General features: G+C 65.7%; 7 protein-coding genes and 2 pseudogenes. 3 read left to right on the top strand and 6 right to left on the bottom strand.

Translation table 11 applies throughout. From position 1 onward, the window contains the following. Nucleotides 1–683: 683 nt before the first annotated feature. The 6 genes from ABTZ58_RS38960 to ABTZ58_RS38935 form a co-directional block, all read right to left on the bottom strand. Nucleotides 684–5,207: a protein kinase domain-containing protein gene (locus ABTZ58_RS38960; RefSeq protein ID WP_351367889.1), complete on the bottom strand. Its 4,524-nt coding sequence runs from the start codon at nt 5,205–5,207 to the stop codon at nt 684–686. Between the two features lie 7 nt (nt 5,208–5,214). Beyond that, nucleotides 5,215–7,146: a P-loop ATPase, Sll1717 family gene (locus tag ABTZ58_RS38955; protein WP_351367887.1), complete on the bottom strand. Its 1,932-nt coding sequence runs from the start codon at nt 7,144–7,146 to the stop codon at nt 5,215–5,217. Between the two features lie 165 nt (nt 7,147–7,311). Further along, a complete protein-coding gene (locus ABTZ58_RS38950) occupies nt 7,312–7,590 on the bottom strand; it encodes a hypothetical protein (protein WP_351367884.1) in 279 nt (92 codons plus the stop codon). Beyond that, entirely contained in the window at nt 7,587–7,793 is a 207-nt protein-coding gene (locus ABTZ58_RS38945; protein ID WP_351367881.1) for a hypothetical protein, read from the bottom strand. The genes ABTZ58_RS38950 and ABTZ58_RS38945 overlap by 4 nt, the downstream gene beginning before the upstream one ends. Nucleotides 7,794–8,019: 226 nt before the next feature. Beyond that, nucleotides 8,020–9,099, bottom strand: a complete 1,080-nt coding sequence (locus ABTZ58_RS38940; RefSeq protein WP_351367879.1) for a hypothetical protein — start codon at nt 9,097–9,099, stop codon at nt 8,020–8,022. Nucleotides 9,100–9,260: 161 nt separating this feature from the next. After that, on the bottom strand, nt 9,261–9,731 hold the full coding sequence (locus ABTZ58_RS38935; protein ID WP_351367876.1) for a helix-turn-helix domain-containing protein: 471 nt from the start codon (nt 9,729–9,731) through the stop codon (nt 9,261–9,263). Between the two features lie 641 nt (nt 9,732–10,372). Here ABTZ58_RS38935 and ABTZ58_RS38930 point away from each other — a divergent pair. The 3 genes and pseudogenes from ABTZ58_RS38930 (at nt 10,373) to ABTZ58_RS38920 (ending at nt 13,739) form a co-directional block, all read left to right on the top strand. Then, nucleotides 10,373–11,121, top strand: a pseudogene (locus ABTZ58_RS38930) (transposase). A 724-nt stretch (nt 11,122–11,845) separates the two neighbouring features. Further along, a complete protein-coding gene (locus ABTZ58_RS38925; RefSeq protein WP_351367873.1) occupies nt 11,846–12,130 on the top strand; it encodes a hypothetical protein in 285 nt (94 codons plus the stop codon). 334 nt (nt 12,131–12,464) lie between these two features. Beyond that, a pseudogene (locus tag ABTZ58_RS38920) lies at nt 12,465–13,739 on the top strand (IS256 family transposase). The last annotated feature ends 369 nt before the right edge of the window (nt 13,740–14,108 follow it).

The raw sequence follows: 14,108 nt of genomic DNA, 5'->3' as shown, positions 1-14,108 counted from the left end.
GCCACATCCACGTTACGGAGAGCTCTTCCGGTTCGGGTGAAGCCGGCGCTCAAGCCCCTCATCAGCGGTCCGTCGATGCCTCCGGGGCCGGTGACACCACCCCCCGGATCATGAACAACAAGGGGGGGAAGTCATGCCGGACCCGAAGGCCAGGAGCCCCATTGCGGAGCCACGAAAAAGGTAACGGGGGGGCGGCCCGCACTGCTGCGCTCATGTCCCGCGCTGTCAGGGGCTCAGGCCAGCCCTGTGTCGATACACCAGGTGATCACCGGAGCCCAAGGCACGGCCGAGAATCGCGCCGTCGACATGGACGCGGCGTCCGCCCTCGGCTCGGGCGGCTGGGCTCGTTCGAATCTCGACGGCCTCCAGGTGCCTCCCAATCTCGTGAACAATCGCTGCTCAACGTCGTGAACAAGGCCAACCTCGATGATGAACTCGATCTGGCGACGCAGTCGGCCGGGGGTGCTCTCGGGCTGCTGGACCGAGTCGCAGAGAAGGGGGGAGTGTCGTCGGGCACGGCAGGCTCCTTGAGGGTGCGGTGAGTACGCCGTCCAGCGGTTGAGGTGTTGGAGAACGACGCTGGCGTTGGACGTTGGTTCCTTCTTGAAGTCGTTCGCCGTGTGTCGGACTTCGGGGAGGACTTCAGCGGTGAGGTGTCCCGGTGTCCGGCCGCTGGATGTCCTTCAGCGCTGAGGGAGCTTCATGCCGCGGCGGAGGCTTCTTGTCACCATCCGGGTCCCGAGCAGTTCCGCGAGGTCCAGCAGCTCCGCCCCGATGGCCAGAGGAGCGCACTGATCACCTTTGTTCTGTCTCATCCACAGTGCCCAGCGCAAAAGAGCCTGGTTCAAGGAGGCTTCTGCCTGGTTCCGCTCACCGGCGTGCAGGAGTAGCCGAGCATGAGTGCAGAGAGAAACGACACGGCCGGGGAGACGGTGCTGGTTGTCGGTCGGCAGGTTCTCGTAGTGGGAGATCAGGTTCCGCACGGTGGACATGTCCTGACGGAGACGTGCGCGGTCCGTCGGGTCGACGGGGTATTTCACCTCCGGGAGATAGGTGGCAGACGTGCTCGCAGCGAACTCGTGGCGAATCGTCCCCAGCCACTCCTGGGTCTCCTCTCGGCGTTTTGCCTGGCAGAGGAACACGTAGCGGTTGTACATGAGTTGGGAGAGGCGTTCTGACCGATGGGGCTCCGCGACGCCTCGGCAGTGTCGGACGGCTTCTTTGTTGCTCTCCAGTGCCTCGTTCAGCCGTCGGAGCTTCGCCAGCCAGATGGCGTGCTGCTGGAGGCATACGACCAGGTCATGTCGGCTTGCCTCCGGGGCAGTGGCACTGATGTGCCGCCAGATGCCGAGCGCCTGTTCATTGGCCTCGACCGCCGCCGCAAGCCTCTTGGTTGCGGCGTGCTCCTGTGCAAGGTTCGAAAGGATCACCGCCTGATAGGGTTTGACGTCGCCCGGCCGGAGGCGCCTAGGGTCCACAGCGCTGGTCGCCTGCATCAGATGCTGAAGCTTGCTGTGCACGCCTTCTTTGCGCAGGCCGCGGTATCCCGAGTCGGTCAGTCGGCGCCACAGCAGTTCGAAGTCCCGGTCGGTCCAGACCTCATGGATCCTCTTCGAGCTGAAAGGCCGGCGGGCACCGCGTGAAGGCGTCTCCCCGTGCTGCTCTGTGCATCGGGCGAGAAAGGCGCCGAGACAGGGCTCGATTTCCTTCCTCCAGTCCTTCAGGTCTCGTGTCCTGAGATCCCAGTCGAGTTCCCAAACCCGCACGGTGCCGTCCCAGCTACTGGTGACGGCGCGGTTTCCGTCCGGGGTGATGCTCACCGAGTTGACCCCGTCGGTGTGCCCCGTGAGCGTGCGTATGCAGCGACCGGTCGCCAGGTCCCAGACGCGGACGGTGCCGTCGTCGCCGGCGGACAGGATATGGCGGTCGTCGGCGGTGGCGCTCACCGAATAGATCATGCCGGTGTGCCCGGTGAGCGTCTGTGTACAGGTGCCGGTGAGCAGATCCCAGACTCGGAGCGCTCCGTCGCCGTCGGCGGTCACGACATGGCGACCGTCGCCGGTTGCGCAGCCGGACCGGACGTGGTCGGTACCACGGCCGAGGACGCGCACGCACCACCCGGTCGACAGTTCCCACAGCCGCAGCGTGCCGTCGTTGTGTGTGGTCACGGCATGCCGTCCGTCGGGCGTCACGCACAGCACCCGGCCCCAGTGGAAGTCCGCCTGGTGGGACGAAATCGAGAAGGATTTCTCGCACTGCCCCGTGGACAGATTCCACACCCGCACGGTTCGATCGAAATCGCTGGACACCAGACGCTGCCCGTCCGGCATGACGTGGATCAGCTCGATGCTGGTCGGGTGTGGCAACGCGTGCTGAAGCTCTCCGGAATGTGTGTTCCACACGGAGACATCCCGATGGCGCGTCGCCGCAACGTGTGAGCCGTCGGGTGTGACACAGACCGACTCAAATAAGCCCGGCTCCTCCGTGAAAACGCGTACCGCACTCCGGCTCGACAGATCCCAGAGCTGAATCCCCTCGTTGGTTCCGAAGGCTGCATAGGCCCCGTCAGGGGTGATGGCCACGGATTTCACCCGCGTCAGGAACCCCCTGAACACCGCCTTCGGATGAACGGTTCTGAGACCGACACGCGCACAGTGGTCATAGAGCCGGTGCCAAGCGTCGGTGACATGCGATGCGCGCTCGTATCCGGGTTTCTGCCTGGCTTCCCGGAGCAGCGAGAGAGCCCTGGGGATGTCACCTCCGGCTTTCGCGTGGAGCGCCTGCTCGACCAGTGCGGCCACGTCTCCATCTGCTCCCAGCAGGTCTCCGGGATCGCGGGGACGAGAGACCTGGAACGAGCCAGGGGCACCGGCTCGCCATTCCGTGCCGTGCACCTCTCCGGACGGGGTGAGGTGCAGCAGATGACGGCCGTCGGGGGTCAGTCCCACCGATGAGGCGGGAGTGAGGGAGCGGACACAGCGTCCCGTGGCGATCTGCCACACCCGGGCCGCGTGGTCGTGGCTGATCGCGTGCTCTCCGTCGGACACCGCGCGCACGGACGACACCTGGCTGCCGTGACCGGAGAGCGTACGGATCGCACGGCCGGTCGTCAGATCCCAGACGCGTATGGTCGCGTCGGTGCTGGCCGACAGCGCATACCGCCCGTCGGGGGTCGCGCAGAGCGATGTCACGCTGTTCGTGTGTCCAGCGAGGACGTGGACGACGTCGCCGGTTGCGTACTCCCAGAGCCAGATCAGCGCGCCGCGCGAGCAGAGGATGAAGCGACGGTCGGCGGTGACGCACAGCTCGTGTTTGCTGGCGGTGACGAAGCCGAAGGGCACGAAATCAGCGGGGAGCGGCGGCGCGTCCTCGTTGTTCAGCGTCAGCACCCGTATGCAGGAACCGGTTGCCGGATCCCATTCGCGTACGGTGTCATCCGCCCCGGCGGAGAGCATGGTGCGGCGGCCGGGGACCGGGCTGACCGAGAAGACAGTCCTGTTGTCCAGGTGCTCGTCCGGGGCGTCTTCGGTGATGCGGACAGGGTGTCCGACCGTCAGGATACTGCTGTGGTCCGTGCCTTGCTTGTGGGCGTGGCCGGTGAGAACACGGAGGCAGTGTCCGTCCGACACGTCCCAGACACGGACCGTCCCGTCCCTGCTGCTGGTCAGTGCCTGACGCCCGTCCGATGTCAGGGCAAGGCAGTAGACCGTGTCGGTGTGGCCGGCAAGGCTGCAGAGCTGTCTGCCGGTGGGGAGTTCCCAGACCGTCACGGTGTGCTTTTCGTCCCGTGAGGCCGACCACGCGTGACGGCTGTCCGCTGTCAGCTCCACGGGGCCGTCGCTCTCGATGCGGCCGATGAGCCCGATGGAGCCCGTGACACCCTCACCGGACCCCCTTACGGCGGCGAGCTGCCGGCGGAGGTCTTCCGTCTCCGACGGCGGCCGGGAGGATTCACCGGGTGGCTCGATGAGGGCGGCGGCGGAGTCGGCGTCGCCGCGTTCGAGGTGGACGCGGGCGAGCAGGTGCCCGGCGCGGTATGGGGTGATGCTGTTCTCGTTCGCGATCTCCAATTCGTTGATCACCTGCTCGTCGGTCGTGGCGCCGGAGCGCCATAGGAGCAGCCCGCGGTTGTAGATCGCTTCAGGATGCTGCGGGTCGGCCACGCTGGCTTCCTGGAGGAGCGCCAGGGCCTCGTCGGCTCGGCCGAGGTCCAGGAGCGAGAGCGCCCGATTGTTGTACTCGTCGGCACGCAGGTCCCCGGGTCGCGGCAACGACCGCGGGTAGCGGTCCCCGGCGATCGCGGCGTACAGGTCTGTCAGTTCGCCGGCCACCTGGGCCATGTCCGGTCGTGCCGCGGGGTCCGGGCGGAGACACCGGGCCAGCAGATCGTCGAGGGCCGCCGGCACCTCGACCCCCGCCGCCCTCGCGCGGAACCCGTCGGCCCGGAGCGCGGCGAGCACGGCGCCAGCTGCGGGCCCCGCGCCCCAGGTGATGCCGCCGACGATCATTTCGAGCACACTCACGGCGAAGCTCCACACATCGCTGCGGCGGCCGACCGCGGAGCGCGCGTACTGCTCGGGAGAGGCATAGGCCCGTGTCATGCCCCCGTAGGACACCCGGAGGGTGTGGTGCGTACCCACCGGGACCCCGCCGCCGTTGGCGGGCGCGGTACTCGGGTCGACGGGCGGCTGCGCGCGGGCCAGCCCGAAATCAGTGATCTTCACGCTCCCCGCGCTGTCGAGCAGGATGTTGGCGGGCTTGACATCTTGGTGGACCACCCCTTGGCCATGGGCGTGGATCAGGCCCCAGGCGGCCTGGATCGCGATGTCCAGCACACGGGCCATGACGTCGCCCGACGAGCCCTGATAGAGGCGGCCGTCCGCGATCCACTGCGCCAGGCTTCCCGCGTCCAGGTATTCGACGAAGAGCCGGGGAACACCGTCCAGGGTGCGGACGTAGTGACAGGTGCACACATGGGGGTGCGGGCCGAACCCCACCCAGGTCTCGGCCTCTCTTATGAACTGTTCACGGGAGGCGCCGTCGCGCATCCCGGGGGCGAGAGGGGACTTCACGGCGAGGTCGGTGTCCCAGCCTAAATGTCTGACCCGATAGACGACACCCATGCCGCCCTCGCCCAGGACAGCACGGATCTCGTACGTGTCGGCGATTCGGTCACCGATGTGCCAGGACCCCGCTGGTCCCGCCACCGGCCGCTTATCCACTGGCACCGGAGCCCCCCGAAGATCCGCCGACGGCTGCGGTCAGCCGCCGTGCCTCGTCCGCGATCCCGGCGCTCACACTGTCGGCGCCGGTCATACCGTTCATTCCGCTTGCCCTGATCTGTGCCGCGAGCGCCTCAAGATAGGTCGCTGCCGCGATGACGTGGTCGCTGACGTTGATCGCGCGGCCCTCATCCAGGGCGTCCGTCGCCTCCTGCGTGTCGCTCACGATCCGGCTCACCTGGGTGGCGATGTCATTCCGCGTCTCCCTCGGCATGTCCACGGCACGGCCGATCTGGTTGAGAATCGTCCGGCAGGAGCGGGTCAGATCCTGCAGCAGACGGTGTTCACGGCCGGCGCGAGGCGCCCTGACCGTTGAGTCGAGGAGATATCCGCCGGCGACCTGCGTCTCGATCGCGCTGATGACCAGGGGTGTGTACGCGTGTATGTCCACCGCGCTCGTTGCGCCCAACGCCGACCGGAAGCACGGATGGACGTGGAACTCCGTCTCGTACGGCTGGACGGCCAGGTCGGGGCCTCCTGCGTAGACCACGTCGTTTCCGCGGCGGACTCCCATGAAGCCGACCGAGTACAGGGTGTCGATGACGCCGGGAAGCGTGAGGGAGTGCGCGTACGCCGGAAATTGAGGGTGCAATGTGGCAGCCGTCTGCTCCAACCGGCTGGCCAGGACGTTCCGCATGACGACGTACCCCATGTTCTGGAACAGCGGGAAAAGGCGTTCGAGGTACGGGTACGCAACCAGGTATTCCTGGGCCAGATCCTTGAGTTTCCACTCGGAGAACTGCCGACTCGCCAGCAGTACGTCATGTTCGTGGATCCGGTCGTGACCGTTCTGAACGGCCGTGTCACGCGAGAGGTTGAGGTACTGGATCACATCACGCGGCCGGGGGAGCACTCGCCGCAGCAGAAACGCCGTCGTCGTTTCTCCCCCGACATGTTCGGGAAACAGCCCGGTCCACAACTGGCCGGGGGTCAGCTCGGCGCCGACCGAGGCACGTGCCCTGGAGAGCGCCAGTTCCATGAGGGAGTCGTCCGACCAGTGGAGGCGCAGTTCGTCGCCGCGGAACTTGTCGCCGTCTGGGAACGAGAGGGAGTCGTAGATGTCGGAGCGGAGGAAAGCGAGACAGCGCATCGCGCCGCCGTAGTGGGCTGTGATGTGTTTGGCGGCCAGGAGCAGGCCGATGATCATCGAGTGGGCGTCGGATTCCGATGACCAGACCTGTTCGAGCTGATCGACCAGGAGAAGCAGGGGCGGATGCCGAGCTGCCCAGTCGAGCTCCGCAAAGGCATCGGCGACGCCTTGCTCAACGACCTCCAGCTGACGAGTCGCCTGAGCGCCCTCGGACGGCGCCAGGCCCATGTCCACGCCCGTCCTGATCCCGAACGCCTCGAGGGAGAGTGAGGTCGTCTGGAGGCCGCGGACCATCTGTGCGAGCGGCCCGCCGGGGTCCTGGTTCGACAGTTCACCGTTGGCCTTCAGGAAACGCCGCAGCGCCCTGATCGTCTTGTGGTCTCTGAGCCTGCCCCGCCCTCTGCCGGCCCGCGTGACGAGGTATCGGGCTGCGTGCACAGCGCATATGTATCGCCAGACGAGGGATCTTGCGGTGTCGCCGGTCAGGCCCTGCAGTTCGAAGCGGCATATCTGGTTGCCTACCGCGTCATCGGGGGTGATGAGGATTGTGCCGTCTAACTGCGTATGGCCCGCCGCGATCTGCATGCAGATCGCGCTCTTCCCCGTTCCCTTTCTGCCAATGATCAGCATCTTCCTGCCGGACACGGTCGCCTCGTAGGCCACCGTGCGTATGAAGCTCTCGCGCAAAAGCCCACCAGCGATGTCCCTTTCGGCGTCTTCGTACCCGAAACTCAACCGCTGGAGAGCAGAGGAATCAGTCACTGCCGTACGCACGCTCCTCGTGATCCATGTGCAGTTCTCGCGTGATCCGGGGGTTCGCCCTCGCCGTACGACCGCTGCGCACCCCTACGGTCACACGGCTCGCCGCAGGCCCCGCGCAGCCTTACTCTCGTCGTCGGCATCACCTGCCAGAACATCACCCCATGACTTGTCTGGTACCTACCGCTCGGCCCAACCCGTCACACCTGGTACAACGAAGAACCAGGCCATGAGAATCGGGCTCAGTCCCTTCAGTTGTAGTTCGCTGGCCGATTTGGCGTGCCAGACCTCCCGGTTGTCGTCGTGCACCAGCAGATCCCGCCGCGAGAGATCGGCGAGCTGGGCCCGTGTGAACTGCGGAGGCTGGATGCGGGCCGGGCCGTTGACCTCCGGAAGCCGGGTGGGGGTGTACTGGCGGTCATCGCCCTCGAACGGCTCGATGCCGTCCGCCGTACTCAACGGCTGTTCCAGACGTCGGCGTAGTACTCATCATCATCGACGAGGACGGCGGTCTCCTCGCCTGCCGGGACTGCCTCGCACTCCTCGTCCTCGTCATCGTCCCCGCCCAGGTCCTCATCCGCAGACGCGACCACCTGCAGATCCGGTGGGACCTCCTGGCCCGCTCCTGCGTCCGGCGAACTGAACGCTGCCAGACGGCGCACGGAGGGAAGCTCGGCGATCTCATTGTCTTCGGGGTGTCTTCGCCGACCAGCCGCAGACGGTCCTGCGACAAGCGCACCGCCATGCGCCGCTCGGTCCGGTCCTCGGTCAGCCCGGCGCCCTAGCGTTCCAGCAACTCGATCAGGGCGCGATTGGTGTCCGGGAAACGATGTGTCTTGGCCGCGATCCGGCGCGCGTACTTCAACGCCTCCAAGCTGGCCGGCCCGTTCAATGTCGGCGCATGTTCCCAGTCCAGGGTGTGCCACAGGTGTGGCTGCTTCGGATCCTGGAAGTAGATCTTCCTGATGTCGGCGCGGTCCACCGCGACCGGCCACTTGCCGGCATGTTCGCCGCGGTGCGGGCTGATCTGATTGCGGTAGTCGTCGAGCCCGTCCCCGTTGTAGCGGAGCCCGTTGATCTCCACCCCGTAGTGGTGGATGGGTCACCACTGGACGGGATCCGCAAGGGCCCCGCCCGGTTCACACCGTGCTCGAACATGCCCAGCGGGCTCAGCTTCAGACCCGGGACCTCCGGGACCGTCAGCCCTCTGCGGTGCCGCCTGTGATAGATCAAAGTGATCCACTCGCGGATGATCATCTCAAGCTCGTCCAGGAAGAAGTACGCCTCGTCCTCCACCTTCTCTCCCCGGCTGTGCACGTCCGGCCCTTTGTAGCCGGGAAGTGCCGCCAAAAGCCCTTGTTTCAACGTTTTGAACCACCGCTCCACCGGCTTGTCGGTCGGCGTATAGGGGCGAGCCGGCTGCAGGGAGATGTCGAGCTTCGCGCTGACGCTCGCGATGTGGTTCGAGACGTAGATCTTGCCGTGGTCGTAGATGATCGTCTCCGCCGCGACTGCGGGCAGCAGCGGCTGGCCGTGCGCGTCCACCAGCTTCTCCGCGTCGAACACCACCGTGGAAGGAACCCCGCAGTACGGAAGCGGCTCGCCCGTTCCGGCGGGCGACACCCCCCGCGGTCGAATCGTCTCGAACAGGACACCGGCCACGTCGGTCGACTTCGTCGATACCGGTGTCAGACGCAACCCGGTGATCACCTTGCTGTAGAGGTCCATGGCGACGGTGAGTTCGCACTGCACCCACCGGCAGGTCACAGGCTCCATTGCGAAGACATCCAGGCTGTTGGTGTCCAGCACGATGTACTCACCCGGCCGCGTCGCCCGCAGTCTGCCGAAGACCCCCTGCGGGCGGTTCGCGATCGACCGCTTCCCCTTCGTGCTGCCCTCGAACGCGTTGGTCCCCCGGCTGAGCTCCTTCAGCAGCGCATAGTCTGTGGTCTGCTTTGGAACGCTCACCACATCACGGCCGTACTCTTGGCCACCCGTTCTTCGATCTCCATCAGCACCAGGCCACGAACCGGGCGGCCGGACTTCTCCAGGCCCCCGATCACCGTGCGTGCCATCTCCAACCAGCGCGGATCCCCCCCGATCCAGCACGCTTTTGGGCTGGTGCTTGCTCACAGCCCGGCTGGCCCGCCCCCCTCGACCGTGGACACCCATCGGCGGACCGTCGCTGAGTCGACTCCGAGCTCGGCGGCCTTTGCTCTGTACCGGTGCATCAAGGGCATCCCTGGCGCATAGTCCGGTCGTGGCTCACCCTCCAAAGCCAGCCCGGGAGAACCCAGTTGATAGCCGAAGCGAACTTCCTGCACATGCCGGAACCGAACGGTGAGCGCGTCGTCCTCCGCACTACTGAGACCGCCCAGCAACGCGGCGGCTGCCGGTTCCGCAGGCGAGGTCTCCACCAGGAACTCGGTAAAGGGGTGCGCCAGCAGCACCGACAGGTCGACCTGCCGCCACGTAGGGCGTCCCTCTGCCGACATCTGCTGAAGGAGGATGCGGCGGCCCTCGATCTCCGCAATCGTGAACTGCTCGCCGTCATAGGTGAGCGGCAGGCCTGTCCAAAGAGTCGTTGTCCAGGCGTTCACACTGACCTCCGCAGAACCCAGTTGCCACTCAGCGGACGGGACAAATCAGTGAGCATTTTCAGCGTGACCATCTATCAGGTGACAGCTCCGGCGCCTCTGGCGTCAAGCACTTGCCGGGGAGGCAGTCAGTTGAAAGCGTCGGTCATGCAGTCCACCCGGCAGTCGGCAGCCTCATAGCGCTGCCGGAGGGCGGCAGCTGCTTCTTCGCGTTCCACAAAGCGGTACCCGTAGTGCTGGCGCGCCACCCTGGTCACGTCTCCGACCGTGACGATGGCCGGTTCGCCGTGTGTAGCGCGTCGACGCGCTCCGGCGATTGCCATGTCCGCAGAGCGCAGCAGGTTTCTGGAACGATCCCGGCTCACGGCTGCTTGGGCGCGTTTCGCCGAGAGGGGACGCAGGACGCGTCCTCTCCAGAGGTAGCCGGCGGCGACAAGGATGAGACCGAGCGCTACGAACAGGAGTCCGCCTGGGGCGTGAGGTCGCATCTATCCAGTCTTCACCACTCGCGTGGTGATCGTCATGCCCGCGTCGGCGGCCGATTGTCGGAGCGACTTGGTGTCAGTGAGCCCCTGCGCAACGCACGAGGCTCCCGTGCCGTTGGGGGGTGTTCGAAGTTTCAATTCACAGGCACAGGAGCCGCGTTGGTTCCGTACTCTGCCGCACTCGACCTGCCTCACGCCCTGGTCGAGTGGGTCACCATGCTCATCGTTACCCGCGAGGGTGACCGCCGCTGCAAGCTCCCACCGCACCAGCGTGCCCTGGTCGGCCTGGTGTACCTGCGCCGGCATGACACCCTCGCCCAGCTCGCTGCTGGGTTCGGCATCTCGTCGGCACCGCCCACGCCTACACGACAGCCGTCGTTGACCTGCTCGCCGACCGGGCTCCCGGCCTGCTGCGTGCTCTGCGCGAGACGGACCCGGACTACGTCCTGCTCGACGGCACCCTTGCCGAGTGCGACCGGGTCGGCGACAGCCGGGCCGACTACTCCCGCAAGCACCGCCGACACGGGGTGAACGTGCAGGTGGTGACCGACCCCGCCGGACGGCTGCTGTGGATCTCGCCGACGATGCCCGGCCGCGCGCACGATCTCACTGCGGCCCGCGCCCACCGGATCATCCGGATCTGTGAACGCCAGGGCGTCCCGATCCTCGCCGACCGCGCCTATATGGGAGCCGGCCCATGGGTGACAACACCCCTCAGACGCCCGCCGGGCCGTGACCTCACCCCGACCCAGCAAACCATCAGCCGAGCGCTGGCCACGGCACGGGCGCCGGTTGAACGTGGCGTCGCACGACTGAAGTCCTGGCGGATCTTCCGCAAGTCCCGGTGCAGTCCGAATCGAATGTCGTCAATCTCTGCGGCCGTGCTCACTCTGGAGCGGCAACGCTGAAAGACCTCAGTGGTCAGCCGGCCAGACCACACCAGCGCCAAGAGCGGTGGCCGCGCCTCGTGGTCGGGACGCCCAGCCTGACGCAGCATGAACCTCAGCCTCATGGGATTACGGGACAACTCGTTTGCGACCGGATTCGTAAAAGCGCCGGACTGATCCCTGAACCGTGTCCGACGCGCTGCACGTAACTCACCTTGTACCTGCTCGGCCCTTTACCGTCCAAAAATGCGCTGTTCGGATACCGAGTTGTGCAGACGGGATCGAAAGCAGGCACTTTGAGTTGATGGCTTGACGCTGTAAGGATTTCATCCCAAAACTGTAGGTCGTGTCGCATCGGGCGGCTGGTGTATCGCGAGGGGTTTTCGGTGTGTTGGGTTATGTCGGAACGTTAGTGGGCATCGTGGGAGGGTTGATTGGCGCCGTGGCGTCAATCGTCACTGTCCTCGTCGATGGGGAAAAGATTAAGTGGCCTAAGTGGGCCATGGGGAAGAAGTGGTGGAAGGCACTCTTGATGTTTGCCGTGGCTGGGGGAATCTCCACTGGGCTCATGCTCGGAGGGTACCTAGTTGCCAATAGGACTGGTGAGGTAGAGAGACTAGGCGGCGTTGACCTGAGCGGCTACTGCACCTCGTACAACTTTGCTGGGGCCAAGGGCATGGGCTGTGAATCCAGAATCGACCTTGGGGATGCCTGTGATAAGCGATGGAACAGGGAGGGGGACTCAATGAAGTTCTCCAAGGTCAGCAACGATCCGAATTCCGGTATGTGCCACACCGCTGCCGGACGCAATACGAAGCAGGGCGTCGACAATCTGCCGGAATACTGTCAACAGATGTATCCGATGGCTCCAATGGTTGATGCAGTCCCCACCCCGCCGCGCGGCTGGGTGTGCCGTACGAATATTGATCCAACGCTGGTGTGCAACTGGCGATACCAGTCCCGCGACGCGGTAGCCCGGATGACTGCCGACAGGAAGAAATGGGAGTGCTATGAGCAAAAGCCGCTTTGAATCGGGGGAACCGCTCTTCCCGCGCCATCCGTTCGGACCGGCGGGTCACCCTGTCCGTGCTGATCCCCGAGCGCACCACTCTGGCCAGGTCGCGGTCAGCGTGCACACGCTCACCGACAGGATCAAAAGGAGTCACTCGCGGCTGGTTGCAGCGTTTCCAGGAAGGCCGAACAACAAGAGTTCACGAAGGCGCTAAACAAATGGTGTGGCGTACCTATCGCGCAGGCTGATTGATCTTGGTTGTGACCTGCTGTTGCTCAGCTGTATGAGTGGTACGTCTGTATCCGGGACTGTAAGACGTTCGGTGTAACTCCCGATCATGGAAGACGCATCGATGACCAGTGAGAACGTGTGCGAGTCTGGGACCGTCGAGCCTACGAAGGCTGCGTCGGCGAAGGCTGTGGACGACCGGTTGATCGACGAGCTGGTGGGCCGCGCCCAGGCCGAGGGCCTGCAGCTGACTGGCGAGGGCGAGCTGTTGAGCAACTGACCAAGCGGCTGCTGGAGTCAGCCCTGGAAGGCGAGATCACCGACCACCTCGGCTATGACAAGCACGATGCGGCCGGGAAGCGGCAACTCCCGCAACGGCAAACGCTCCAAGACCGTCCTGACCGACGTCGGTCCGGTGGAGATAACCGTGCCTCGCGACCGCGACGGCTCCTTCCAACCGAAGATCGTCAAGAAGCGGCAGACGCGCCTCACCGGCGTCGACGAGATAGTCATCTCGCTGGCCGGCGAAGGGCCTGACCACCGGTGAGGTCCGAGCTCACCTGGCCGAGGTCTCTGGCGCCGACGTCTCCCGCCAGACCATATCCACCATCACCGACAAGGTCCTCGAGGGCATGGCCCAATGGCAGAGCCGACCCCTCGACGCCGTCTATCCGGTGGTCTTCATCGACGCGATCAACGTGAAGATCCGTGACGGCGCGGTGGCCAATCGGCCCCTCTATGTGGCTCTGGCCGCCACCGTTGAGGCCCGGCGGGAGATCCTGGGGCTGTGGGCCGGCGACGGCGGTGAGGGCGCCAAGCACTGGATGCACATCCTCACCTAAATCAAGAACCGCGGTGTCAACGACGATCTGATGCTCGTCTGCGACGGGCTCAAGGGCCTGCCCGAGGCGGTGGAGGCCGTCTGGCCGAAGACGATCGTGCAGACCTGCGTGGTCCACCTGCTGCGGAACTCCTTCCGCTATGCCGCCCGCCAGGACTGGGACAAGATCGCCCGCCTTCTCAAGCCCGTCTACACGGCGCCGACCGAGGAAGCCGCCCTGGAGCGGTTCGCCGAGTTCGCCGACGCTGGGGCAGGAGGTATCCGGCGATCGTGAAACTCTGGGAGAACGCCTGGGAAGAGTTCACCCCGTTCCTCCGCTTCGACACCGAGATCCGCCGGATCGTCTGCACCACCAACGCCATCGAGTCCGTCAACGCCAGGATCCGTCGGGCGGTCAAAGCCCGCGGTCACTTCCCCAACGAGCAGGCCGCGTTGAAGTGCGTCTACATGGCGATCATGTCGCTCGATCCCACCGGAAAGGGCCAGGCTCGCTGGACCATGCGCGGGAAGACCGCACCGAACGCCTTCGACGGCCGCCTCTCCGCAGCCCGTCAATAGCCCTCAACAACCCCAGTTACACCGCTCGTTTGACAGACCCCGCGCCGACCCTGGGATGGAGGACGGGCGCTCGGTCAGGGCCCAAGCTCATGACCGGGCGTGCTCGGGTCCCTGCTCGCGTATCCGCACGGGGACGGATGTTCATGACGCGATGACCAGTTCAACGAGGGGCATGCTCAGCGCGTCACGGCTGACAGATGCTCGGCCAGGCCGTGCTGGCAGACGTCGGCTGCTGATGCTCGGCGAGGGCGCGCTCAACTGGCCGGTTGGGCTATTACAGGCGGGTGGCGGCGTAGGCGGTCAGGAGGGTGGCGGTCACGGCGATGCCGATGAGTCCGGGCCAGCCGCCTGTCAGCGCGCAGAGGGCGA

The sequence above is a fragment of the Streptomyces sp. NPDC094143 genome, assembly GCF_040303825.1.
GTDB lineage: Bacteria > Actinomycetota > Actinomycetes > Streptomycetales > Streptomycetaceae > Streptomyces.
This window is presented reverse-complemented; position numbering and strand designations above follow the sequence as displayed.